The 26,392-nt window shown below is 33.8% G+C and carries 20 protein-coding genes; 13 read left to right on the forward strand and 7 right to left on the reverse strand.

Annotated elements, in window-relative coordinates:
• Positions 1-11 precede the first annotated feature (11 nt).
• Positions 12-962, reverse strand: a complete 951-nt coding sequence (locus tag Y10_RS11720) for a glycosyltransferase family 17 protein (protein ID WP_281765575.1) — start codon at positions 960-962, stop codon at positions 12-14.
• 48 nt (positions 963-1,010) lie between these two features.
• Complete coding sequence (locus tag Y10_RS11725; protein ID WP_281765576.1) at positions 1,011-1,835, reverse strand: glycosyltransferase family 2 protein; 825 nt, start codon at positions 1,833-1,835, stop codon at positions 1,011-1,013.
• A gap of 105 nt (positions 1,836-1,940) precedes the next feature.
• Between Y10_RS11725 and Y10_RS11730 the strand changes: the two genes are divergently transcribed.
• Genes Y10_RS11730 through Y10_RS11740 form a run of 3 tightly spaced genes read left to right on the forward strand, consistent with a single transcriptional unit; the run spans position 1,941 to position 4,715 of the window.
• Entirely contained in the window at positions 1,941-2,969 is a 1,029-nt protein-coding gene (locus Y10_RS11730; RefSeq protein ID WP_281765577.1) for a glycosyltransferase family 9 protein, read from the forward strand.
• Between the two features lie 9 nt (positions 2,970-2,978).
• On the forward strand, positions 2,979-3,779 hold the full coding sequence (locus tag Y10_RS11735) for a hypothetical protein (RefSeq protein WP_281765578.1): 801 nt from the start codon (positions 2,979-2,981) through the stop codon (positions 3,777-3,779).
• A gap of 12 nt (positions 3,780-3,791) precedes the next feature.
• The gene (locus Y10_RS11740; RefSeq protein WP_281765579.1) at positions 3,792-4,715 is read left to right on the forward strand and encodes a glycosyltransferase family 2 protein; all 924 of its coding nucleotides are present in this window, start codon (positions 3,792-3,794) and stop codon (positions 4,713-4,715) included.
• Here Y10_RS11740 and Y10_RS11745 read toward each other — a convergent pair.
• On the reverse strand, positions 4,702-5,763 hold the full coding sequence (locus tag Y10_RS11745; protein WP_281765580.1) for a glycosyltransferase family 4 protein: 1,062 nt from the start codon (positions 5,761-5,763) through the stop codon (positions 4,702-4,704). The two genes, Y10_RS11740 and Y10_RS11745, sit on opposite strands and share 14 nt — an antisense overlap.
• Positions 5,764-5,807: 44 nt before the next feature.
• Here Y10_RS11745 and Y10_RS11750 point away from each other — a divergent pair, with 44 nt between their 5' ends.
• Genes Y10_RS11750 through Y10_RS11775 form a run of 6 tightly spaced genes read left to right on the forward strand, consistent with a single transcriptional unit; the run spans position 5,808 to position 11,556 of the window.
• Positions 5,808-6,368 (forward strand): L-threonylcarbamoyladenylate synthase, encoded by a 561-nt coding sequence (locus Y10_RS11750; protein ID WP_281765581.1) that lies wholly within the window; start codon positions 5,808-5,810, stop codon positions 6,366-6,368.
• Between the two features lie 59 nt (positions 6,369-6,427).
• Positions 6,428-7,867 (forward strand): CCA tRNA nucleotidyltransferase, encoded by a 1,440-nt coding sequence (locus Y10_RS11755; protein WP_281765582.1) that lies wholly within the window; start codon positions 6,428-6,430, stop codon positions 7,865-7,867.
• Between the two features lies 1 nt (position 7,868).
• Entirely contained in the window at positions 7,869-8,885 is a 1,017-nt protein-coding gene (locus tag Y10_RS11760; protein ID WP_281765583.1) for a COX15/CtaA family protein, read from the forward strand.
• Positions 8,886-8,916: 31 nt separating this feature from the next.
• Positions 8,917-9,438, forward strand: a complete 522-nt coding sequence (locus Y10_RS11765; protein ID WP_281765584.1) for an IS1096 element passenger TnpR family protein — start codon at positions 8,917-8,919, stop codon at positions 9,436-9,438.
• A gap of 46 nt (positions 9,439-9,484) precedes the next feature.
• The gene (locus Y10_RS11770) at positions 9,485-10,543 is read left to right on the forward strand and encodes a nucleoid-associated protein (RefSeq protein WP_281765585.1); all 1,059 of its coding nucleotides are present in this window, start codon (positions 9,485-9,487) and stop codon (positions 10,541-10,543) included.
• Entirely contained in the window at positions 10,543-11,556 is a 1,014-nt protein-coding gene (locus tag Y10_RS11775; RefSeq protein WP_281765586.1) for a TlpA disulfide reductase family protein, read from the forward strand. Before Y10_RS11770 ends, Y10_RS11775 begins: the two co-directional genes overlap by 1 nt.
• Here the strand turns inward: Y10_RS11775 and Y10_RS11780 are convergent.
• A complete protein-coding gene (locus tag Y10_RS11780; RefSeq protein ID WP_281765587.1) occupies positions 11,545-12,609 on the reverse strand; it encodes a hypothetical protein in 1,065 nt (354 codons plus the stop codon). The two genes, Y10_RS11775 and Y10_RS11780, sit on opposite strands and share 12 nt — an antisense overlap.
• A 91-nt stretch (positions 12,610-12,700) precedes the next feature.
• On the opposite strand from Y10_RS11780, the gene Y10_RS11785 reads away from it, so the two are divergent.
• From Y10_RS11785 to Y10_RS11800, 4 genes are all read left to right on the forward strand, one after another.
• A complete protein-coding gene (locus Y10_RS11785; protein ID WP_281765588.1) occupies positions 12,701-13,597 on the forward strand; it encodes an ABC transporter ATP-binding protein in 897 nt (298 codons plus the stop codon).
• 5 nt (positions 13,598-13,602) lie between these two features.
• Positions 13,603-14,439 carry an ABC transporter permease gene (locus Y10_RS11790; RefSeq protein WP_281765589.1) on the forward strand — a complete coding sequence of 279 codons (837 nt, stop codon included), beginning with the start codon at positions 13,603-13,605 and terminating at the stop codon, positions 14,437-14,439.
• Positions 14,440-14,476: 37 nt separating this feature from the next.
• Entirely contained in the window at positions 14,477-20,452 is a 5,976-nt protein-coding gene (locus Y10_RS11795; protein WP_281765590.1) for a lectin-like domain-containing protein, read from the forward strand.
• A 168-nt stretch (positions 20,453-20,620) separates the two neighbouring features.
• A complete protein-coding gene (locus Y10_RS11800) occupies positions 20,621-24,850 on the forward strand; it encodes a T9SS type B sorting domain-containing protein (RefSeq protein ID WP_281765591.1) in 4,230 nt (1,409 codons plus the stop codon).
• Positions 24,851-25,216: 366 nt separating this feature from the next.
• Here the strand turns inward: Y10_RS11800 and rplI are convergent, their stop codons facing one another.
• Genes rplI through rpsF form a run of 3 tightly spaced genes read right to left on the reverse strand, consistent with a single transcriptional unit; the run spans position 25,217 to position 26,326 of the window.
• Entirely contained in the window at positions 25,217-25,669 is a 453-nt protein-coding gene (gene rplI / locus Y10_RS11805; RefSeq protein WP_281765592.1) for a 50S ribosomal protein L9, read from the reverse strand.
• A gap of 16 nt (positions 25,670-25,685) precedes the next feature.
• Entirely contained in the window at positions 25,686-25,985 is a 300-nt protein-coding gene (gene rpsR / locus Y10_RS11810; protein ID WP_281765706.1) for a 30S ribosomal protein S18, read from the reverse strand.
• 2 nt (positions 25,986-25,987) lie between these two features.
• Complete coding sequence (rpsF, locus tag Y10_RS11815; RefSeq protein WP_281765593.1) at positions 25,988-26,326, reverse strand: 30S ribosomal protein S6; 339 nt, start codon at positions 26,324-26,326, stop codon at positions 25,988-25,990.
• Between the last annotated feature and the right edge of the window lie 66 nt (positions 26,327-26,392).

Here is a 26,392-nt window from a genome sequence, read left to right on the forward strand (position 1 = left end):
AAATAAGAGATTTACTTTAAAACAAAATCATTTTTACCCTCTAAAGCTGTTTGTAAGCTTTCTGGAAATTTTTCCAATCCAAATTTCTGATACTGCGCTTTCTTATTCCCCTTGTAATATTCAAACAAACTATACCCGTTTGAGATACAAAAATCTATGTACTCATCATTCACAATATCAGGTATATTAAACTCTTGATGCGCAAAATTCTTTAGTTTAAATCTGATCTTTTCTTTTCCTCCTAAATAAGAAAAATGCCACCCAGCATTATCTACAGATTTAACTCCATAATTTTTTAGTGCACGCATTTCCTCTGGAGAAAAATATTGTAACATGTCATTTTCCAAACTAATAATACCCGTCCAACCTTTATCAATATTCTGATAGTTTACGTAGTAATAACAGTTCATCATATTAAAAATTAAAGGTAGTTTACCACCTTTAAACATTACGTATTTCAATAGTTTTATCCTGGTAAGGTACTTTGCTTTTTTTCTTTCATTAGCAAATAACGAGGTAAGCGTATAAACAAAAATCTTTAACAACTTACCATAAGAAGTATGCGTATTCAACTTACTCATTTCATCCTTCTGAAGTGTAAGCAAGACTTCTTTTTGAGGTATTTCATCCAAATCTCCAATCAATATGATATCTGTAGGATCTAAAGCTATTTTCTTTACCCCTTCTGAAATACAATTTCGTTGATACTCTTCTCTTTTCCAAGCAACTTTAGCCTCTTCTGCAAAGTCTGGCATGAGCACTGGCAAATAAATAATCTTATCTTTATAAGCCTCAAACCTATCTAAATGCTGTTCTAAAATGTATTCTTTCTTAGCTCCACTAAATGTCGTATCAGCCTCTACAATTACAAAATAATCAACAATATCATACAAATACGCTAACCTTATTTCAAGCAAATCCAATTCATTGAAAAAAGTAAAGCCGTCAATAATTTTTTTCATTTAAATAAGTTTAAACTAATCTATTCAAAAGTATCCTTTATTTTAAATCTATGCTTCTTTTTTTATTCCGTTTGGGGTCCAAGTTATTTTTTTCGAAGCTACCTCATCCCTCACCGCTCTGTTAAACGCAATTGATTCAGGTGTTTTATATCCTCTAGCATGATCTAAATGCACACAAACAGCACTATAACGTATTTGTTTAGACTTAATTCCTAAGTTAAAAAGGCGCTCCCCTAATTCTCTATCTTGACCTCCATACTGCATACTTTCATTCATCCCATTTACAGCTAAAATATCTTCTTTCCAGCCAGATGCATTATGCCCGTTCCAACTAGCATTTGTTGGGGTCACAGTATTTAAAACCTTTGATAGCCCACCTTTTGCAGTAAGCTTGGTATTCTTAAAACTAGAATTCAATCCGTTACGTTTTAACCAATTTACATCAAAACAATTACCCGCATTAATATCCTCCTTGGTTATTTTTTTAGAAATATCCATTGGAAGTTTAAAATACCCTCCCGATAGAAAGTAACCTTTCTCTCTGTAGGCGGCATGCACTTCTAAAAAATCTTTTCTAGGAATACAATCTCCATCACTCATCAAAATATAATCATAACTACATGCTTCTATAGCTTTGTTTAAAATTCGAGATTTTTGAAAACCTTCATCCTCTTGCCATACATGCACTATTGGGTAAGAAACTTCTTTTTTTAAAGTATCAATTAAATTTGCTGTAGCTTCTCCTGAACCATCATCTGCTATAACTACCTCAAAATTTTTAAAAGCTTGATTATCATAGCCCCACAACACTTTTTTCAACCATTCTTCCGCATTGTAAGTACTAATTATAACAGAAATAGGACTCATTTTCATACATTATTTAATTTATACAAAAATAGATTGTTTTATTTTCTTAAAAAAACCAATACTTTCGTATTTATGATTTCCGAACCGAAATTTTTAATAATCCAGCAGAAGATGATTGGCGATGTGCTCACCAGCACTATGATTTGCGACAATCTAAAACGCATGTACCCAAAGGCTTCCATTGACTACGTTGCCAATGAAAACACCTTAGCAGTATTAGAAAACCATCCGCACATTAACACCGTTATTGTGTTTAAAAAGGAGTACCGCAAAAACAAATCAGCCTTTTATAAGTTTTTAAAGGATATAAAACGTAAAGAATATAATGCTGTAATTGACGCATATGGTAAATTAGAAAGTAATTTAATTTCACTTTTTGCTAATTCTAACTTAAAAATTTCATACACGAAAACCTATACATCATGGATTTACAATCAAACGTTTCATACGCATGATGATCCAGACCCTAAAATGACTTTAGCTATTAAAAATCGTGTGACCCTTCTTACACCATTTAATATTCCTGAAGAAAAATTAATCCTATCTCCTACTATTCATCTAACAACAGAAGAAAAAGTTGAAGCCAAAACTTTTTTAAAAAACAAAGGTATTGGTGAAAATGAAGAAATTATAATGATAGGCGTACTAGGGAGTAGTGATATTAAAACTTATCCTGCCAAGTATATGGCACTTGTAATTGATAGCATCGTAGAAACTAGAAAAGTCACTATACTTTTCAACTACATACCTTCTCAAGAAAAAAAGGCAAGAGAAATTTACAATTTATGCAAGCCAGAAACGCAGCAACATATTAAATTTGATGTATTCTCAAATTCTTTAAGAGGTTTCTTAGGCTTACTTTCACAGTGCAAAGCCATTATTGGAAATGAAGGAGGCGCTATTAATATGGCAAAAGCTTTGAAAGTACCAACGTATGCTATTTTTGCTCCCTTTACAGGTAAAGCGGGGTGGTTTATTGAAGAAAACAAACACCAAGCAGTTCATTTAAAAGACTTTAAAGCAGAAACATTACAAGGTCTAAAAAGAAAAGAAATTATAGAAAGCATTGATACTTTCTACACAGCATTTGAACCTAAATTATTTAAAAATCATTTAATTGATTTTTTAAAATCTTTATAAGGTACTTTTATGAAACTAAAAGAATTCATCCCTTCCTTAACACATACTATCCAATTAGTTAGTAAAAGTGCTAAACAATTAAGACAACCTAAAAACGTTGTACCAGTAATAGTTTCATTAACTACAATTCCATACAGGTTAAACAAAGTACATATTACCATACGTAGTATTTTAAATCAAAGTACAGCCCCTGAAAAAATAATTTTATGGTTGCACGAAGATCTTAAAAACGCTATTCCTAAAAGTTTAAAAAAATTAGAAGGGTCTTGTTTTTCTATACAATTTTCAAGTATATCATGTCCGCATTTAAAACTTGTGGAAACATTAGCCAAGCATAGCGATTGCATTATTGTTACTTGTGATGATGATATGATATACCCTAACAACTGGCTAGAAACTATCTATAACACACATAAAGCGAACCCTAAAAAAGTTATTACCAATTTTTCTAGAGAGATTAGCTATAAACAAGACGGTAGTATAAAACCTTATAAAAATTGGCCTTATAACAAGGGGGATGAATCAGATAAATTACTCCCATTAGGGGTTGGAGGTGTTCTATACCCGCCCCATGCTTTACACAAGGATGCTACCAATACCAAATTGTTTCTTACATTGTGCCCAAAAGCTGATGACTTATGGTTTAAAGCCATGGCACTCATAAACAATACTGAAACGTATCGGTTACAAACCTCAATACCACTAATACCCGTAATGTTTACTCAGAAGGTTTCTTTAAAAAAACAAAACATCGGGAAAGATTTTAATGTGGAGCAATGGAAAAACCTAAGCCAACATTTTAACCTATAATAATCTAAATACATGAAGCATACTGTAGCAATTATAGTTATAAACTACAATACAGCAACCTACACTATTGATTGCATTAAAAGCATTCTAAACAAAACAGATGCTTCCATTAATTATCAGATAATTGTTATAGACAACACCTCTGAAGTTGAAGATTACCTTAGTTTAGAACAGAGTATAAAGGCACTTCAAAATTCTAAAATCACATTATTTAGAAGTTGCATAAACACCGGTTTTGGTGGTGGTAATATGCAAGGCGTACAATTTGCACATGCCAATTATTATGCGTTTGTAAACAACGATACTATTTTTGAAAACGACTGCATCTCTGAGTGCTTAAACTTTATGGAAAATACTCCAGATGCAGGTATTTGTGGTCCGCAAATACTAAAAAGCAAAACTGAACAATCTCATAGCTTCGATCATTTTATATCACTAGGAAAGCTTTTCTTGGGAAGTTCTGCTATGGAGAAATTAGCAGGTAAACCAAAACGTAAAATAAACTACACTAGCCCCATAAAAGTAGATTACGTAAATGGTAGCTTTATGTTTTGTAATGCAGAAGACTTTAATAATGTTGGTGGTTTCGACACTAACATATTTTTATTCTATGAAGAAAGTGACCTTTCTTACCGCTTAAAAAAGAAGGGGAAATTCACTTATTTTTTACCCTCAGCTAAGTACATACACTACGAAGGGAAAAGTCAAAAAACATCCATTAAGAAAAAGCTAGAACTTAAAACATCTATGCTTTATGTGATGCAAAAAAACAATGGATATTTTAGCTACTTAATTGCTAGATACTTTTTATTAATACGCTACTTTCTAACCGCATTAGTAAAACCAAAATATTTCCCTTTAGCCATAGGGCTATTTACTGGTTTACCTCTAAGCAAATCATACAGACAAGAGCAAAAAATAATTAAGCTAAAATAGGCTCCCAACGTTTAGCTACCTCCTCCTCTGTATACAAAACTGCTGTTTGATAAGCATTCGTACTTAATTTCACTATATCTAAATTTAACAGCTCATTTTCCAGGAAAGAAACCATTTTTCCTTCCTGCACCAATATGCCATTTTCACCCGTTTTAATAATCTCTTTGGGCCCTGAATGTGAAGTTGCCACAGGTATTGTTTTACATGCCATAGCCTCAACTATAGACATTCCAAACAATTCCTCCCAACGTTCCGTACGCTGAGAATTCATTAGTAAAAATTGATGTTCTTGATATAATTTTGCTAACATCTCTTTATCAGAAACATACCCCTTATATACAATATTAGGATACTTAGCAGCATATTCATTTACCATATTCTCAAGGGTTCCATTACCTACAATAGTAAAAGTATAAGAAGGTTTCTCAGCAAAAAAATTTAATAATTCTGTTAATCCTTTTTCCTCTAACAATCTGCCCACATAGATAAAACTCCCATGTTTTTTTTGCACCTTATAATCAATAAAAAACTGAGGATCTACAGTGTGGTATACAACGCTTACCTTGCTAGCGGGCACATTATAATGCGTAGTTAACTCCTCTTTTGTTTTACCAGAAACTGCAAAAATATGTTCTGAGGTAGTTTCTAAAAAGTCTGCCCATTTTTGTTTTAGTTTATCAGTTACAAATTTCTTCTTAGGGTAGTAACTACCATCCCATGACGTCCAACTTGTATGATAGTATACCTTATGATTTTTCAAAAAGAAAAGTACCGAGCGTAATTTATAATCGTAAGGCGCAATACCCAAAACCACACGCTTATTTTTACTAAACAACAAGCCTAACATAAAAAACAAGTTCACCCATTGTTTAGCGTATAATTTACCATCTAACTTAAAAATACCTTTTAAAGACCGCCCTATAATTGAGAACTCTCTAAACTTAACCTGCATATTGTTTTGCTCTGCCAAAGCCACCAACCCCTTATAATGACTATTTTCTCCTTTTTTATGTAAAACATAAAGAATTTTGCAAGCGGTATCTTTCATAAAGTTTTAATTAATGGATTAACTTTGCACAAAAGTAATTTTTTATGCAAGAAGAAATTCATAATTCTTTAAAAACCCTAAAATCAGGAGGTACATTACTGTATCCTACCGATACAGTTTGGGGATTAGGCTGTGATGCCACAAATGCAGAAGCTGTTCAAAAAATATATGCGCTAAAACAACGTGAAGAAAGCAAGGCTCTTATATGCTTGGTATCAGACGTTGTAATGTTGGAGCGTATTTTTAGAGAAATACCAGATGCTGCTTATGATATTATTGACCATACAGATAAACCTACCACCATTATATACGATAAGCCGTCGGGTATTGCTAAAAATTTAATTGGAGAAGACAATTCGTTGGCCGTACGAGTAGTAAAAGATGAATTTTGCAGACAACTTATTAGAAAATTAAACAGACCTATTGTTTCCACCTCGGCAAACATTAGTGGCTCTCCTACGCCAAAATCGTTCAAAGAAATTAACAACGAAATTTTATCAGGTGTGGACTATGTAGTAAATTTGCACCGCGAAAAAATTTGCTCACAACCTTCTACCATTATTAAATTAAGTGGAAGCGGACTGGTAAAAATCATTAGAAAATAAAAGGAGTTTACCTTTTTTTCTCGCTACCACTTAGAGCAAGAAGAAACATAAAAGATTAAATGCAAAAGAGTTTGAAAGAAATAAATACTAACATAGCTATTCAAGACCCTATATTTGAAACCATAACACAAGCTGCAGAAAATATTAATGTAGATTGTTATGTAATTGGTGGCTTTGTTAGAGATTTCTTGCTTCAACGTGGCACACCAAAAGATATTGATGTGGTTGCTGTTGGGCGTGGTATTGAATTAGCCAAAGAAGTTGCATCACTTTTACCTCAAAAAACAAAAGTTCAGGTATTTAAAAACTATGGTACTGCCATGGTTAAAACAGATGATATTGAACTTGAATTTGTTGGTGCCAGAAAAGAAAGTTACCGTGAAGACTCTAGAAAACCTTTGGTAGAAGATGGATCTTTACAAGACGATCAAAACCGAAGAGACTTTACCATTAATGCGTTAGCTATTTCTTTAAGCAAAAACAACAGAGGCGAACTATTAGACCCCTTTAACGGTATAGAAGATCTTGAAAAAGGAATTATAAGAACTCCTTTAGATCCTGACATTACCTATTCTGATGATCCGCTACGTATGATGCGCGCTATTAGATTTGCTTCACAGTTACAATTTAAAATTGAACATCATTCATTAGAAGCAATTAAAAGAAATAATGAGCGAATTAAAATTATTTCTGAAGAACGCATTGTAGACGAGCTTAATAAAATAATACTAAGCAAAACACCTTCTGTTGGATTTAAATTATTACACCAAACTGGACTTCTAAAATTAATTCTTCCTGAATTAACAGCTCTACAAGGCATAGAAGAAAAAGAAGGGCAAAAACATAAAGACAACTTTTGGCATACGCTAGAAGTAGTAGATAACATAGCTGAAAACACAGACGACCTGTGGTTACGTTGGGCTGCTTTGTTGCACGACATAGGAAAAGCACCTACCAAACGTTTTGACAAAAAAATAGGGTGGACTTTTCATGGACATGAGTTTGTAGGCTCTAAAATGGTGTATAAACTATTTAAAAGATTACACATGCCATTGAATGACAAAATGAAGTTTGTTCAGAAAATGGTACTTATGAGTTCTAGACCTATTGTGTTGGCACAAGATATTGTTACAGACTCTGCGGTAAGAAGATTAATATTTGATGCTGGAGATTATGTAGAAGATTTAATGACGCTATGTGAAGCAGATATTACTACCAAAAACCCTAAAAAGTTTACAAAATACCATAACAATTTTAAAATTGTAAGACAAAAAATTGTAGAAGTTGAAGAACGAGATCATGTACGTAATTTTCAACCACCAGTTAGTGGTGAACAAATTATGGAAGTTTTTAATCTTCAACCCTCTAAAGAAATAGGAATTATTAAAGATGCCATAAAGGAAGCTATCTTAGAAGGTGAAATACCTAATGAGTATGACGCTGCTTATCACTTTATGCTAGAAAGAGGAAAAAAATTAGGCTTAAAAGCTGTAAAATAAGATGAAAAAAGACAACAAATTTGTAGTGTACTGGTTACTTACAGGATGCTTTTTAATATTCATCATGGTAGTAATTGGTGGTATAACCCGATTAACACATTCTGGCTTATCCATTTCTGATTATAAATTAATTACAGGAACCATCCCTCCTATTGGAGACCAAGAATGGAATGAAGCTTTTGAATTATACAAACAATACCCAGAATACCAAAAGCTGAATACCCATTTTACCATTGAAGACTTTAAAGATATTTATTTTTGGGAGTGGCTTCACCGACTTATAGGACGTATGATTGGTATGATATTTTTAATTCCGTTTTTGTACTTCTTAGTACGTAAGCAATTAACAAGTTCTACCATAAGAAAATCCGTCATCCTTTTACTATTGGGAGGGCTTCAAGGCTTTTTTGGTTGGTATATGGTTAAAAGTGGTTTGGTAGATCGCCCAGATGTAAGCCATTACAGACTAGCACTACACTTAACTACTGCCTTTATTACTTTTGCTGCAACACTTTGGGTAGCATTAGATATCATATATCCAGATAGAATATCGGTCAACAAAAAATTTAGAAACCTAATTAGATTGGCCCTAATTATACTTTTAATACAAATTATATGGGGTGCTTTTGTTGCAGGGTTAGATGCCGGATTTATTCATAATCATTGGCCATTAATGAGCGAAGGAAAACTAATACACCCAACAGTTTACACCGAACAAGAACCTTTGATGAAAAACTTTTTTGAAGGTAAAAGCGGAGTTCAGTTTGTTCATAGATATTTGGCATATGTAGTAGTTATTTTCATTTTAGTCTTATACCTAAAAGGAAAAACTATGAGTCTTACACTTACTCAAAAAAAAGGTTTAAGAGCCTTAATGTTTATTGTAATTTTACAATTTATACTAGGTGTTTTTACTATCTTACTTGCCGTACCGGTTTGGTTAGGGGTAGCACACCAAGTAGGAGCTTTCTTTTTATTAAGCGCCATGACCTATACATTACATAGGTTTAGCAAATAATTATTTTTTCAGTTTAAACATATTTTTTACAATGATATATAAGTTTAGAGTTATACTTGATGCAGAGGATGATGTAATTAGAGACATTGCCATAGAATCATCGGCAACCATGGAAGATTTTCATAATGCCATTACACAAGCATTTGGATTTGACGGAACAGAAATGGCTTCTTTCTATGTAAGTGATGATGAATGGACCCAAGGAGAAGAAATATCTTTGTTTGACATGAGCGATGGCTCATCTGAAGTTCGTTTAATGAATGAAACTTCTTTAGACGATGCCGCTTCAGAAGATCAAAACAAATTGATTTATGTATACGACTTTTTTAGCATGTGGACATTCTTTGTAGAGCTAGCAGAAGTTAGTGAAGATGATAATGAAGTTGCTTACCCTAGTTTATTATTTTCTCATGGAGAGTTACCAGAATCTGCTCCTGTAAAAGATTTTGAAGCAGAAGAAATGAGTTCAGATTTTGGAAGTCTTGAAGGCAATGACGATGATGATGACTTTAACAATTACGACGATTACGATTTTGACGAGAACTGGAATTAATATTCCGGTTATTTAAATAAACCAAATAAATAGTTTACACCAAAGAATGATTAATTTATATCCTACACACATTGAAAGCCTATCTATCCACAAAGTGGGTAACAAAAGCAAAAACGAAGGTGTTTTCTTTTCTGAAAACCCATACCAGCTAAATGATGAAATCTTAGGATTATTAAAAGAATACTTCTTTAAACCATTTAGAGATAAAGAAGAAAACTATTTACGTTTTGATGATGATGTTGATGTAGAGCTTAATGAGCTTTATAAAATAGCAGTAGAAATTTTTACAGACCCTGCCTCTATTCATGATAACTCTAAAAAAATAGCTACGCATTTATTTGAACAATCAAACCACCCACACATTAAGCCAGGAGAAGTATATGTGGCTTATCTAAACGATGTGGTATTGGATAATGAGAAAATGGACGCGATTGGTATTTTTAAAAGTGAGCTAAAGCAAGACTTTCTTCAATTTGAAGAAAATGGTAACGACATTAATATTTTAATTAAACAAGGTATTAATATAAACAAACTAGATAAAGGTTGTATTATATTAAACACCAATAAAGCAGATGGTTTTAAATTACTATCTATAGACAGTAACCGCTATGATGCTAAATATTGGTTAGAAAACTTTTTAAATGTTGATGCGTTAACCGATGAAACTTTCTTTACCAAAAAGTATTTAAAATTCTGTAAAGACTTTGCTAAAGATGTGGTACTTCCTGCTGAAGATAAAAAGGAAGAAGTTATGTTTATGAACAGAGCTGTAAACCACTTTGCTAAAAATGATGATTTTGAAGAAACAGCATTTTTAAATGAGGTTATTGATAACCCAGATTTAATACCAGAGTTTAAACATTACAAAACAGAAAAAGGACCTAAGTATAATATTGAAGATGTAAGTAGCTTCCCTATTGCTAACAAAGCCGTTTCAGATGCTCGTAAAAAAATGAAAAACGTAATTAATCTTGATACAAATGTTCAGATTAAAATGGATTTCATTAACCCGGAAAGCGCTGAAAAATTTGTTGAAAAAGGTTGGGACGAAGAACGTCAAATGTATTACTACTTAGTATACTTTAACAAAGAAGAAAAGAACTAATGAAACTACTGAGCTACATTGTTATTTTAGTAATCTTTGCTAGTTGCGCTAAAAACAGCAACGATGGTTACACCATAGAAGGAACCTTTAATAATTATGTTTTTGAGGGGTATATATACCTTAATACCCCTTATAAAAAAGATAGCTCATTAGTAAAAAATAATCGGTTTTCCTTTACAGGGAAAACCGATTTTCCTATTCAAGGATGGCTTACCGCTACAAACAGTGATAAACTAGCTTGGCTGTATATTGAAAACAGCCATATTCAACTTACTTTAGACAATGCTAGTAACTTAAAAGTGCTAGACATTAAAGGTTCTGCAAGCCACACCAAACAACACAAATTTGAAACTTTTTTAAATGAGCATTATAAGGATGCTAATTTTGACACAGCTCTTAAAGATTCATTAGAAACCTTTATAACCGAAAACCCATCGCATAGCTTAAGTGCAAAGTTTTTAGGAAAAATAGCTTCTGAAACCTGGATTTTAAGTGCGGAAGAAGTGTCTTTACTAAAAAGCAAGCTTGACACCTCTAAGCAAAGTAAAACCGACATATTTGTAATAAATCAAGCCATAGAAAAATTGAAAGAATTTGGTATAGGTGCCACTTTCAAAGACTTTGACTTATATGATTTAGATGATGAAACAAAAAACAGCAGCACTGTTACAGCACCCTATTTGTTAGTAGATTTTTGGGCTAGTTGGTGCGTACCCTGCAGAAAACAAAATCCTGATTGGGTACAACTATATAAAAAATACCAACATGATGGTTTTGACATATTAAGTATTTCCATTGAAGACGGTACAGATGCTTGGCACAAAGCCATAGAAAAAGACCACCTTACTTGGAACCACCTAAGAGCTGGTAACGAGTTTGAAAGCCCACTAGTAGAACACTATCAATTTTACAGCATTCCTTATAACATCCTCATCAATGAAGACAGAAAAATAATAGGAGTGAATGTTGAGCCCGATAAATTAGCATACCACTTAAACCAACTATTGCATTAATCTGGTCATATTAACATCTTCATAGTTTCTTCTAATAAAATCTAACGCAGCTGTAAGTATTTCACCCATATTAGAAGCTTTCTTAAACTCTAAATCATTAGTAAATTCAAAAATTTCAAGCTTTAAACTATCTACATATTCTTGCTTAGAAATATGATCTGCTTTCATACAACTTAATAAATCTCTAAGTTGTTCTAAAGAATTTAAAATACGCTTTGCTACGATAGAACGTTCCTCTACTTTGTATTGATTTATGGATGTTTTTTGAAGTTTTGCCCTTACTAAATCAACCATAATTCTGTTCTCTTTAAAAAACTGAGGTCTATATACTTTTAATCTACCCTCATAACATTGCTGATCAAAATCAATAGCACGCACTTTATAAACCACATGATCAAAATCTGGGGTTACAACAAACACATAGTTGTAACTACGCATATCACCCAAAAGCCTAATCATACAACGCTCATTAAACTTTACAAACTCTTTGGCAATTTGCGATTTTTGAAACTCGGTACAATCAGGTAAAAATTCTTTAATAAAAATATCTCCGGGTATCCCAGCTATATGCTCTTCTATTAAGGTATCTTTATAAACTAAATAGTTTAAGTTATAAGGAGACAACATATGCTCTAACTCTAACCCATAAATTCTTGAAGCATCTGCTTTTTTAATATAGAAATACGTAAAGTTATCATTCAAAACATTTCTCACCTTCACTCTAAAGGGTTGCGAATTTCCGAACGTACAGAAATCTATGGTATCTACATTTAGGTATTGCAAAATATCATCATTACCATCAGATATAAGAATGGAATATACTTTTTTTAATGCATAATCAATTTCTTCTCGTTCAAATTCATTGTAATACACACGTAACCAAAGGGTATCATTATCATCTTCATCGTATACCACTATAGAACCTGAAAACCTAAGTAAATCTTCATAAAATATAGGTATTTTTATATTTCTACTATACTCATTTAAATACTCATTTAGTTTTTCTGAAATAGGAAAACTAGGCTTTTTCTTAGACATTAAATCGTCTCCCATTGTAAAATCGTTTTATCAAAAATAACATTTATTGTAACAAATCAACGGATTACTCGTCATGTTTAATGAACCTCATAACAAAATTTCAATTTTGAAAACAATACTAACTATAAATAACCTCACCAAGAAATTTGGAAAACTTACCGCCGTAAACGATCTATCTTTCACCATAGAAAAAGGAAATATATACGGCATTCTTGGCCCAAACGGAAGTGGTAAGTCTACAACTTTAGGGATAGTGCTTAATGTGGTTAACAAAACCTCTGGAGATTTTTTCTGGTTTGACGGACACACTTCTACACATCAAGCCTTAAAAAAAGTAGGAGCTATCATTGAGCGCCCAAACTTTTACCCTTATATGACGGCTTACCAAAATCTAAAATTAGTATGTAAGATTAAAGAAGTAAGCAACGCCAAAATTGAAGAAAAATTAAAATTAGTAGAACTTTGGGATAGAAGAAACGATAAGTTTAAAACCTACTCTTTAGGTATGAAACAACGTTTAGCCATTGCTTCTGCACTGTTAAACGACCCGGAGATTTTAATTTTAGATGAACCTACAAACGGACTAGACCCTCAAGGGATTCACCAAATAAGAGAACTTATTTTGCAAATTGCAGCAACTGGAACTACTATTTTACTTGCTTCACACCTTTTAGATGAAGTTGAAAAAGTATGTAGCCATGTAGTAATTTTAAGAAAGGGTGTTAAATTATACTCAGGACGGGTAGATGAAATGGTAGCCAGTTATGGATTTGTTGAACTAAAGGCTGCTGACAATGAAAAACTACTTAAAACTTTAGAAAGCTATGATGCCATTGGCAAAATTGTAGAAAAAGAAAATAAAGTAACTGCATTTTTAACCAAAGAAATAGCTGCAGAAGAACTAAACACGTACCTATTTAATAAAGGTATTGTACTTAGTCATTTAGTAAAACGTAAGGAAAGTCTTGAAGACCAATTTTTACAATTAACCTCCAACAAATAATTCGCATGAAAAGACTTTTACAAATAGAATTTATAAAGCTTTGGAACAGCAGAGCTAGTAAAATATTAATTATAGCATATTTTGCCATACTATCATTAATCAGCATATTAGCTTCTATTAAGTTTGATATTGGTGAAATACATTTTAGATTGGCAGACCAAGGTATTTTTAACTTCCCTTACATTTGGCATTTAAACACCTGGATTGCAGGTTTTTTAAAAATATTCTTCGCAATAGTCATTGTATCCATGATGTCTAATGAATACACCAACAAAACTTTAAAACAAAACTTAATTGACGGATTAAGTAAAAAAGAGTTTGTACTTTCTAAGTTTTACATGGTATTAATCTTTTCATTGGTATCTACAATATTCATTTGTATTTTAACATTAGTACTAGGACTCATCTTTTCAGATTTTAACACTCCTCTGGTAATTTTGAAAGATACGGACTACTTGCTTGCGTACTTTGTAAAACTACTAGGTTTTTTCTCTATCTGTTTATTTTTAGGTATGCTAGTAAGAAAATCTGCTTTTGCTTTAGGATTTCTATTTATATGGTATATCCTAGAGTGGATTGGCTACTCAGCGTTAAACCACTATTTTCCAGACAATTCAAACATACCAGATAAAATTTTTAATTTTTTCCCTATTAATTCTTTAGCTAATTTGGTGAAAGAACCAGTTACACGATTCAATCCTGTAAAAACAGCATCTAACTTAATTGGAGAAACAATTGTAAAGGATTACTTAACACATTGGTACGAATATGCGATTGCTTTAGCATGGACATTTATTTTCATCTTTTTTACACATATCATACTAAAAAAGAGAAATTTATAATACTAATTATTATATTTGGGGCTTAAACTACCCAACTATGCTAAAAAAGTACATTTTTTTAATTTTTTTAACAGTATCCGTTAATATTGTTAAATCTCAAAAAGAAGCCGCTAATTGGTACTTTGGTAACTATGCAGGAATTGCGTTTGACCCATGTGACAGTTTACAATTTGATCATGTGTTGTATGATGGGGCGCTATCTACTACTGAAGGTTGTGCTTCCATTAGTAAAAAATCAGATGGTTCCTTATTATTTTACACAGACGGAACCTATGTTTACAATCGTAATCATACCCAAATGCCGAACGGCTCAGGCTTAATTGGAGACCCGTCAAGTACGCAGTCTGGTATTATAGTTCCGTTTACTGACGACGATCAAAAATTTTATATTTTCACAGTAGATGATGGTTCAGGACCTTTGGCCTACTCCGTAGTGGATATGTCACTAGACTCTGGTTTTGGAGATGTAGTTGCTTCACAAAAAAACATTTTACTACTCAATAGTACCTCAGAAAAAATTTGTGCTACAGAATCTGATAATGACGGTTATTGGGTGATCGCTTATGGAAATTCATCTCCTCCTTATACAACAATGGCAGCTTTCGAAATTACTGCAGCAGGAGTACAACCACCAGTTATTTCTAATTTAGCATTAAATCAAAACAGTGATTCTAGAGGTTATTTAAAAATTTCACCTGATGGTACTAAAATAGCCTGCGCATCGGCATCAGCAGACGAGTTATACCTCTACAATTTTGATCCAGCAACGGGCGCTGTATACGATGAAACACACTTGGGTATATTCACCAGTAATGACACACCATACGGTTTAGAATTTTCAACCAATAGTAATATTTTGTATTGTCATTCATATAATGGTTCATCTTCATCTAACTTAATTCAATACGATTTAACTGCTGATGATATTGAACTATCGCAAATAACCCTCCATGAAGGGAATAATGTATTTAGAGGTGCACTACAATTAGGTATTGACGGTCGTATTTACAGAACTGTCCCTCTAAGTTATACTACGGGAACCAATTATTTAAGTGTAATTGAACATCCGAACGTCTATGGCCCTGGTTGTGGTTATACACACAATGCAATTGATTTAGGAACTGGAATAGCTACACAAGGTTTACCTCCTTTTATTTCTAGTTTTCTGCACACAAATATTGAAGAAGAGTACATTTGTGAGACAGACACCACAGAAATAGAATTACTATATGAATTTAATGAAGCAAATGGCTATATTGAATGGGATTTTGGAGATCCCGATTCTCCTGACAATATTTATGTAGGGCCTAATGGGGGCTTAACAGCTACTCATGTATTTACACATCCAGGAACTTTTGAGGTAATTGCTACGATACATGATGGATGTATAGAGAAAAATGTAAAGAATGAAATTACAATATACGAGTTACCTGATCAAGAAGTTGATTTAATAGAATGGATAGCGTGTACCTCTAATTTAGATGGTAGTTATGAATTTGATTTCACCGAAAAAGACGCTGAAATTTTGGGTAATACTCCTATCGACTTTACGGTAAATTATTACTTTACGCAAACAGATGCAGAAAACGAAACCAATCCTATTACTGGACCGTATACATATACATCTAACACACCAGAAATGATCTACGCCGTAATTGTAAACCCAGACCATCCTGAATGTAGAAAGATAGATGCTTTTGAAATAGGTACGGAATTACAACCTGTTGTAAACCAAATGGAAGGGTTTGCTTTATGTGACGAAGGGTTAACCTACATGGAAATTGATTTAACACCCAAAATAGCCGAAGCATTAGGTACACAAGATAATACTCTTTTTAATGTAAGCTTTCACAGTTCGTTATACAATGCAGAAGATGATTTATATCCGCTTTCTTTAAATTATAATGCTGTAACTACAACGCATACTATTTATGTAAGAGTAGAAAATGTAAATCATGAAGATTGTTACGAGATTGGAACTTTTGAAATCTTATTTTATGATTCCCCTACTGCAACACCAGTAGATGATATTTACGGTTGCTTAGATGAAACCACAGGTTTAGCTACGTTTGATACCGATGGTATTACAGAGGCTATACTTAATGGGGCATCGCATTCTGTTTTATTCTTTGATGCTAATGGAAACTCTTTAGGTAATGAATTACCAGACCCTTTAGATATTGCTCCACAAACTATCACAGCACAGGTAACAGACAGTTACCCTGTATGTTATAATTTTGATGGCTCTAACTTTACTCTAAATGGAGACGCATATTATACAACTGCTACTAATGACACCATTGAATTAACTCATTACGAATCATTACCAGATGCTGATGGTAATATGGGTAGTGCATGGGCTAACAGTATGTTTGATATTACGGAAGACTTTAATATTGATGCACAATTATATTTTGGACTTTATAATGCGGGAGCTGATGGTATAGCTTTCGTATTACAGCCATTAACAGCAAGTGCTGGTACTATTGGTGGTGGACTAGGCTATGAAGGCATCGCTCCTTCTTTAGCTGTAGAGTTTGATACCTTTAATAATGCAGATGACCCATTGGTTAATGATCATATTGCTATTATTTCTGATGGTAACGCTTCAAACTTACCAGCTCACTCGGAATACACTACTCCTTATGATGCAGGAAATATAGAAGATGGACAATGGCATTCTGTAAACTTTAATTGGGATGCAGACACCATGACTTATACCATCACTTATGAAGGTACTGTAGTACAAACAGCTACTATAGATATGCTAAATGATGTATTTGCAGGTAACCCATATGTTTATTGGGGCTTTACTGCCGCTACTGGTGCTGCAACAAATACCCAAATGGTTCTAGTTGAGAATTTTTGTGGGGCACAGCAAGATGTAGGTTGTTCTGATTCCATTACTTTTGACTTAATTGGAGTAACTCCATTAGACTTAACACCTATAACTCCTCTTGAAACATGTGATACAGACGATGATGGCTTTGCTGAATTTGATACTTCTACCATTCAAGATTTAGTAGAAAGTGATTTTTCTGATATAGGAAGATATACAGTAGAATATTACGATGTTGCAGGTAACCTACTTTCAACACCGCTACCAAACCCATACGTGAATAGTACCATAGATACTGAGACATTAACCATTTCGGTTACAGATACTTTATCTGGCTGTACTATGACAAATGACCTTACACTTATTGTTAACCCAAGACCACAAGTTATAACTCCTACCCCATTGTACGGATGTAACTATGATGGAACTGGATATACCACTTTTACACTAAGTGATAAAACCGCGGAAATATTGAATGGTCAAACAGGTATGAATGTTTACTATTATGCTAGTATGGCAGATTTAGAAGCTAATACAGCAGCGTTACCAAACCAATATGTAAACACTGCTACTCCTAGTCAAACTATTTTTGTTAAACTTCAAGATGGAACGACAGGATGTTATAATACAACCACACTAGAATTAATAATTGCAGAACCACCTGTTGCAAATACACCAAGTACGATAACTTTTTGCGATGATGACAATGATGGTTTTGGAGAGTTCTATTTTGACTATGTATACGACGAAGTAATTCCTGACGGTACTACTAATTATACAGTAACTATTCACGAAACAGAAGAAGATGCTGAATATGACCAAAACCCTCAAGTTGCTCCTTACGAAAACATTTATGCAGACAACCAAACAATGTATGTTCGTGTTGAAAACGACTTAACAGAATGTTACGATATTGTAGAACTAGAACTTATTGTTAATCCAACACCGGTAGTTCCATACAACCTAGAGCCTTTAGAAATATGTGATGATCAATTGGCTGATGGTAGAGCAGAGTTTGATTTAACAGAACAAAATGCCAATGTATTTGGTACGCAAAGTACAACAGACTACACTATAACATATCACTTAACATACGATTATGCTGTTTTAGGAACACCTGCTTTATCTACATATTACACAAACTACATACCATATTCTCAAGAAATATATGTACGATTAGAAGATAATGTAACCGGATGTTTTACAGTGCGTGAGTTTGATTTGATTGTAAATCCAAATCCAGTTATTAACCCAAGTTACGATAATGACTTAGCGTTATGTGACGATTTTGGACAACCAGGAGATGAAATCACCGAATTTGATTTAACAGTTGAAAACGAAGAAATTACAGGTGGTATAAACGGATATATAGTATCTTACTATGAAACAGAAGCTGATGCAGACGCTGGCATAAACCCAGTACCTGATGATACTAGTTATTTTAACACGGTAAGTCCTTACACAATGCATGTTCGTGTGGAAGATGCTAACACAGGATGTTACACGTTGACTACAGTAACTCTAAGAGTATTAAACAATCCTTCTCCTTTAGCAGACAATCAAGACTTAGAGGTTTGTGATGATGATTCTGATGGTGATAGCACCAACGGACAGGCAGAATTTGATTTAACAACTTACGAAAGTGAATTGTTAAACGGAGAAACAAATGTAACTCCAACATATTATGAAACATATGATGATGCTTTTGATGGCACCAACCCAATACCAAACCCAGAAGCATATTATAACGTAGATCCTTTTGCTCAAACAATTTATGTTGCAGTAACTAACAATAGTACTGGATGTTTAACTATTACCACTATTGATATTATTGTACATCCATTGCCAGAGGTAACAGATGAACCTACATATTTCCTTTGTGAGGTAGATAATGATGATGTGGAAACAATTCTGTTAACTGAGATGGATGGCTTTGTATTAGATAATGGTGATGCAACTGATTTAACTATCACTTATTACGAAACGGAAACTAATGCTATTGATGATGAGGCTGAGTATGTTGGTCCTTATATAACTATTAATAGCACAGAGCAAATCTATGCAAGAGTTGAAAACACTGTAACAGGGTGTATTAGCGTTATTGGTTTCTTAATTGATATTGAACAAGCACCATTGGCATTTACACCAGACCCTATAGTATATTGTGAAAGCTTAGGAGCAGACGGTTATTACAACAATGATGGTGTTGAAGTGTTTAACTTAGAAGAGGTTATTGAAACCATTAGAGGTAGCCAAGACCCTGATACGTATCCTGTAGCTATTTACACAAGCTTAGCAGATGCAGAAGCAGGTATAAACGCTATTCCTACAGATGAGTTAAACCCATATACTAGTGGAACAACTACCTTATATGCGGTAGTAACCAATGTAAACACAACATGTACTAATGGAGACCCTATAGTAATTGAATTGATAGTTGAACCAGTACCAGAAGTTACTTTAGATAATGCCGATGGTATTATTTGTACCGACGCAACTAACAATCCAATTATTGGAACTGATTTAGGAGCTGAGTATACCTACGAATGGAATACAGGTGAAACTACTCCTACCATTGAGATAACAGAAGCTGGCGAGTATTACGTAACAATTACTAATACCACTACTATCAACCAATGTGCTTACGAAAGTAATCATGTGTATTACGAAGAGGCTTCGCTGCCAGCAGTAACACCAACAGTAGTACAGTCTGAAATATTTGATGGACAGAATACTGTACAGGTAACTGCTAACGGAGCTGGTGTGTCTGAATACGGATATCAATTAGATCACGGCTCTATGCAATACTCTGGAACGTTTAACAACGTTGAGCCAGGTATTCATACGGTTACTATAACAGAATTGAATGGTTGTGGTAGTCTAACATTAGAAGTGAGTGTAATAGACTATATGAAGTACTTTACACCAAACGGAGATGGTGTGAATGACACTTGGAGAGTAATAGGTTTAGAGAGCCAAGAAAATGCTCAGGTATTCATTTTTGACCGACAAGGTAAGTTAGTAAAACAAATGAGTGCTACTAGTGACGGATGGAATGGTACTTATAATGGCAACCAAATGCCATCTAGTGACTACTGGTTTAAAGTAGTGTATACAGAACCAAGCAGTGGTGAAGTACGAGAGTTCAATAGCCACTTCTCTCTTAAACGATAATTTAATGATACTATAAATAACACAAAGGCGTCTTTTGAACAAGATGCCTTTGTATTTTATTAAAAAAGTGTTTTTTTGAAAAAAATAATAGTATTTTTTTTACTTTTAAGCACTTATTGCATTAGCAACCCAACATTAACAACTTATTTTTTCTTAATTTCTTAAAAGATGATCAAAAAAGAAACGCTGCAATTATTATTAACATCTTTATTTTTTGGTTTGATTATCAACCAACAGATTGTTGCTCAAGATGTGACAGATTATATATCATCTATATGTTCTTCTCAAGATCTAGAGGCAGAATCTCCTACTAACACAGGAATTAACAACGTTTTAACGCCTTGCTCAGGTACCCCCTTATCAGGCAACTTAGCTTTCTATTATATACAAATACAATCGGGTAGTACATTTACCTTTTTGCTTACCCCAACCAATAACATAGACTTTGACTTTGCGTCTTGGAAAAATCCTGACCTGACCAACTTAGGGCCTGGAGACAGAGGCTCACAAAACGACCCTACAGCTACAGGTGTATATTCTATTGGATTAGACTTAAATGCGACCGATTTGTGTGAGGCAGGAGGTTCTACAGGTAATCCTGACCCTGGTTTAGTAAGATACTATGATGTAGTTCCTGGAGATGTGATTCTTATTGCTGTAGACAGATGGAGCGGATCTCAATCTGGTTTTACCATTACGTTTGGAGGAGACGCTGAGCTTGATTGTGTATTTGACGGTGGTACCTACCACGAGTGTGATAATGAACTAGACGGACAGGCACTTTTTAATTTAAATGAAATTGAAAACGACATTATTACTGCTTCCACTAACAACATTACCGTTACATTTTACAACAATGAAACTGATGCATTAGCTGGAGCAAGTAATACTTTACCTGACAACTTATACGCTTATACTTCAAACAACCCAACAATAGTTTATGCTAGAATAGTTGACAATGCTACAGGTGATTTAATAAGGGTAGAAAGAACCTTCTTGTATGTAGAACAACCACCAAATATAGACCCTATTACAGAACCGTTGATTATGTGTGACGATGACACTTTAGACGGATTAACCACTTTTGACTTAACAGTTTTAGAGAATCAAATTATAAACGGACAAACAGATGTTACCTTAAGTTACTACATTAGTGAAAATGATGCTACCTATGGAATTACACCTATAGCAACACCAGATGCTTATGAAAATACAATTCCAGACGACCAGATTATCTATGTAAGATTAGAAGATGATATTTACGGCTGTTATGCTATTACTTCATTCATGATACATGTTGAATCACCAATTCCTGGATCACCTCAAAACATTGATTTATGTGATGAAGTAACCCTGAACGATTTAGAGGAAGTATTTGATTTAACCGAGCAAACAGATGTTATTCTTGATGTGAATGACCCAACAGAATATACTGTTACATATTATACTTCAGAAACAGATGCCATGGATGGCATCAACCAAATTACCAATCCTGACAATTACACAAATACAAGTCCTATTGAACAAATATTCGCAAGACTTGAAGAAAATGCAACCGGATGTTATAATATCACTTTTTTCTATATAACAGTAACAGCTATTCCAGAAGCTAACACACCTACCCCTTTATACGGTTGTAATGACGGTACAGGTTCTGTTGCCTTCTTCTTAAATGATAAAACAGAAGAAATTTTAGACGGTCAAACAGACGTAATAGTTACTTACTATGGGTCTATGGCCGATTTACAAGCCGAAAACAACGAATTACCTAGTTTATATTACAACACAAGTAACCCTCAAACAATATATGTACTTCTTGAGAGTACTATTGGAGGATGTAAAAACGATACCACATTAGAGTTAGTTGTAGCAGATGCACCAACAGCCAATACCCCTACTCCAATGTATTTTTGTGACGATGACAACGATGGCTTCGGAGAGTTTTATTTAGATGTTCCTGCTCAGGAGGTAGTACCTAACGACGGGTATAGTTATGATGTATCTTTTCACGTTACACAAACTGATGCAGAAAACGGAGTTTTAGCTTTTAGTAGTCCGTTTGATAACACAGTACCAGATTCACAAACTATATATGTACGTGTACTTAACCAAACTACCGGATGCTACGATGTAGTTCCGTTAGAATTAAACGTTATCACAACGCCTGAAATATCTTATAACTTAGAAGATTTAGAAGTATGTGACGATAACTACGATGGCTTTGCTGAATTTGATTTAAGTCAACAAGATGCAAATGTTTATGGATCTCAAAGTACAACTGACTTTAGCATTAGTTATTATGATAACCTAATGTTCGCTCAACAAGGTATTAACGAAATTCCTTCTAACTACTACACTAACTACATACCAGATGTACAACCAATTTACGTGCGTTTAGAAAACAACATTACTGGTTGTAGCACCGTTAGAACTTTTGATTTAGTAGTAAACCCTAAACCAGTTGTAGATCCAACTTATGACCATACCCTATCACTTTGTGATGACTTTGGACAACCAAACGATCAACAAACAGTATTTGATTTAACTGTTGAAAACGATGAAATAACAGGAGGTTTAAACGGATTTAACATTACCTATTATGAAAGCTTAACAGACGCAGAAGCTGGTACAAATGCCGTTGCAGATGACACCGCTTATACTAATCCTACAAATCAAAACCCGTATACTCTTTACGTAAGAGTTGAAAACTCTAATACAGGATGTTTTACCACTACAACTCTTTCTTTACGTGTTTTAAACAACCCTTCTCCTTTAATGAATAATGAATTATTAGAGACGTGTGATGATGATTTAGATGGCGATAGTACCAACGGACAAGCTGAGTTTGATTTAACCTTAAACGAAGATGCTCTTTTAAATGGAGAAACAAACGTAACTCCTACGTACTACGAAACCTATGAAGATGCTTTTGACGGAACAAACCCAATTCCTAATCCTGATGCATATTATAATTCGGTACAGTTCTCTCAAACCATTTATGTAGGTGTTACCAACAACAACACAGGTTGTTTAACCATTACCACTATCGACCTTATTGTACATCCGTTACCAGAGGTAACCGATGAGCCTACATACTTCCTTTGTGAGGTAGATAATGATGATGTTGAAACCATTTTATTAACAGACATGGATAGCTTTGTATTAGATGGTGGCGATGCTACTGGTTTAGTAATTAACTACTATGCATCAGAATCAGACGCTATCAATGATGAAGCTGAGTATGTTGGCCCTTATATTACCATTAATAGTACTGAACAAATTTATGCAAGGGTAGAAAACACTACTACTGAATGTTTTGCTATAGTAAGCTTTTTAATTGATATTGAACAAGCACCATTAGCATTTACACCAGCACCTTTGGTGTATTGCGAAACGCTTGGAGCGGATGGTTATTTTAATAACGATGGTTTAGAAGAGTTTAATTTAGAAGCAGTAATTGAAACCATAAGAGGTAGCCAAGATCCTGATACATATCCTGTAGCTATTTACACAAGCTTAGCAGATGCAGAAGCAGGTATAAACGCTATTCCTACAGATGAGTTAAACCCTTATATTACCGGAACTATTACTTTATACGCAGTAGTAACCAATGTAAACACTGGATGTACTAACGGAGATCCTATAGTAATTGAGTTGGTAGTTGAGCCAGTACCAGAGGTTACTTTAGATAATGCAGATGGTATTATTTGTACCGATGCAACTAATAACCCTATTATAGGAACCGATTTAGGAAACGAATACTCATACCTATGGAATACGGGAGAAACTACTCCTACCATTGAAATAACGGAAGCTGGTGAATACTTTGTTACCGTAACAGACAACACCACTATTAACCAATGTGCTTACGAAAGTAACCACGTGTATTACGAAGAGGCTTCTTTACCAGCAGTAACACCAACGGTAGTTCAGTCTGAAATATTTGACGGACAGAATACCATTTCTGTAACGGCTAACGGAGCAGGAATATCTGAATACGGATACCAGTTAGATAATGGTTCTATGCAGTACAATGGCACGTTTAACAACGTTGAACCAGGTACACACACAGTTACTATAACTGAGCTAAACGGATGTGGTAGTCTAACTTTAGAAGTAAGCGTGGTAGACTATATGAAGTACTTTACACCAAACGGAGATGGTGTAAACGATACTTGGAGAGTAATTGGTTTAGAAAGCCAAGAGAACGCTCAAGTATTTATCTTTGACCGCCAAGGTAAAATGGTGAAACAAATGAGTGCTACCAGTGAAGGCTGGAATGGTACTTTCAACGGTAACCAATTACCATCTAGTGACTATTGGTTTAAGGTTATTTACACAGAACCTTCCACTGGACAAGTAAAAGAGTTTAATAGCCACTTCGCTTTAAAACGATAATACAACAACATACCCAATATAAAAAAGGAGCTTTAAAAGCTCCTTTTTTTGTACCCTATATTTACTTTTTTTAATTAATCTTAATCTTACTATTCAATAAAATAGTGAGGTACATTCCTAAAATAACTACCTATCCTTCATTTTAAAATATCTTCATATACTTTAAACGTATCTTACAATATAAGATTTAAGAAAGTTTCATATTACTTCACCTATCCCCTTTTAAAACAGCACTCTACTTCAACCAGCCTTTACTACCCAAGCTCAACTAATCAATCAAATTAGAAAAAAGCCATCTCAATAAAGCCAATAAAAAAAGGCTCTCCTTAACAGGAGAGCCTTTTCTATTTTATAATTATTTTGAAATTAGTTAGCCTCAGCTACTACTTCAAAATTGAAATCAAGGATAACTTCTCTATGAAGTCTTACCGCTGCAGTATACTTACCAGTTCTTTTGATAGTACCACCTGCTACGCTAATAAATTTCTTATCGATAGCATGACCTTCTTTAGCAAAAATTTCTGCTAAATCAGCATTACTAATAGATCCGAAAAGTTTGTCAGTTCCACCAGTTTTTGCTGGAATCTTAACTTCTAAACCTTTAAGAGCTTCAGCAGTTTGTTTAGCCTCATCAACTATTTTTTGCTCTTTAAATGCTCTTTGTTTTAAATTTTCAGCTAATACCTTTTTAGCTGATGGTGTAGCTAAAATAGCAAACCCTTGAGGAATTAAATAATTACGTCCGTAACCATTTTTAACAGTTAAAACGTCATCTTTAAATCCTAAATTCTGTACATCTTGCTTTAATATAATTTCCATTTCGTTTGCTCCTTTATTATTTTAACAAATCACCAACATATGGCATTAATGCTAAGTGACGTGCTCTTTTAACAGCAGTAGCCACCTTTCTTTGATACTTTAAAGAGGTACCAGTTAAACGACGAGGTAAAATTTTACCTTGCTCATTTACAAATTTCAATAAGAAATCAGGATCTTTATAATCTACATATTTGATACCTGATTTTTTGAAACGGCAATACTTTTTAGTTTTGCTAGTTTCTATGTTTAACGGAGTTAAATATCTAATCTCTCCGTCTTTTTTCCCTTTAGCTTGTTGTTCTATAGATGACATAATTCTTAAGCTTTAGCGTTTAATTTATTTCTTCTCTTCTCTGCCCAAGCGATAGCGTGCTTATCTAAACTAACAGTTAAGTAACGCATAATACGCTCATCTCTTCTAAATTCTAACTCTAATCCGTCGATAGCTTCACCAGCTACTTTGTACTCAAATAAGTGGTAAAAACCGCTTTTTTTGTTTTGGATTGGATACGCTAATTTTTTAAGACCCCAGTCTTCTTTAGATACAAACTCTGCACCTTTTTCAATTAAGAAATCTTCAAATTTCTTAACTGTTTCCTTTATCTGTGTTTCAGATAAAACGGGATTCAAAATGAAAACAGTTTCGTAATGGTTCATAATTATAATAATTTTTAAGAGTGCAAAAGTAGTATTTATTAATGAAAACACAAACAATTATCTAGT

Source organism: Neptunitalea lumnitzerae, assembly GCF_027924185.1.
GTDB classification, from domain to species: domain Bacteria; phylum Bacteroidota; class Bacteroidia; order Flavobacteriales; family Flavobacteriaceae; genus Neptunitalea; species Neptunitalea lumnitzerae.

Coding starts and splice junctions, on each gene's coding strand:
- Y10_RS11790 (WP_281765589.1), top strand. CDS start 13,603: ATGAAAAGACTTTTACAAATAGAATTTATAAAGCTTTGGAACAGCAGA.
- Y10_RS11760 (WP_281765583.1), top strand. CDS start 7,869: ATGAAAAAAGACAACAAATTTGTAGTGTACTGGTTACTTACAGGATGC.
- Y10_RS11765 (WP_281765584.1), top strand. CDS start 8,917: ATGATATATAAGTTTAGAGTTATACTTGATGCAGAGGATGATGTAATT.
- Y10_RS11720 (WP_281765575.1), bottom strand. CDS start 962: ATGAAAAAAATTATTGACGGCTTTACTTTTTTCAATGAATTGGATTTG.
- Y10_RS11730 (WP_281765577.1), top strand. CDS start 1,941: ATGATTGGCGATGTGCTCACCAGCACTATGATTTGCGACAATCTAAAA.
- Y10_RS11800 (WP_281765591.1), top strand. CDS start 20,621: ATGATCAAAAAAGAAACGCTGCAATTATTATTAACATCTTTATTTTTT.
- Y10_RS11780 (WP_281765587.1), bottom strand. CDS start 12,609: ATGGGAGACGATTTAATGTCTAAGAAAAAGCCTAGTTTTCCTATTTCA.
- Y10_RS11795 (WP_281765590.1), top strand. CDS start 14,477: ATGCTAAAAAAGTACATTTTTTTAATTTTTTTAACAGTATCCGTTAAT.
- Y10_RS11770 (WP_281765585.1), top strand. CDS start 9,485: ATGATTAATTTATATCCTACACACATTGAAAGCCTATCTATCCACAAA.
- Y10_RS11740 (WP_281765579.1), top strand. CDS start 3,792: ATGAAGCATACTGTAGCAATTATAGTTATAAACTACAATACAGCAACC.
- Y10_RS11735 (WP_281765578.1), top strand. CDS start 2,979: ATGAAACTAAAAGAATTCATCCCTTCCTTAACACATACTATCCAATTA.
- Y10_RS11755 (WP_281765582.1), top strand. CDS start 6,428: ATGCAAAAGAGTTTGAAAGAAATAAATACTAACATAGCTATTCAAGAC.
- Y10_RS11750 (WP_281765581.1), top strand. CDS start 5,808: ATGCAAGAAGAAATTCATAATTCTTTAAAAACCCTAAAATCAGGAGGT.
- rplI (WP_281765592.1), bottom strand. CDS start 25,669: ATGGAAATTATATTAAAGCAAGATGTACAGAATTTAGGATTTAAAGAT.
- rpsF (WP_281765593.1), bottom strand. CDS start 26,326: ATGAACCATTACGAAACTGTTTTCATTTTGAATCCCGTTTTATCTGAA.
- Y10_RS11725 (WP_281765576.1), bottom strand. CDS start 1,835: ATGAAAATGAGTCCTATTTCTGTTATAATTAGTACTTACAATGCGGAA.
- Y10_RS11775 (WP_281765586.1), top strand. CDS start 10,543: ATGAAACTACTGAGCTACATTGTTATTTTAGTAATCTTTGCTAGTTGC.
- Y10_RS11745 (WP_281765580.1), bottom strand. CDS start 5,763: ATGAAAGATACCGCTTGCAAAATTCTTTATGTTTTACATAAAAAAGGA.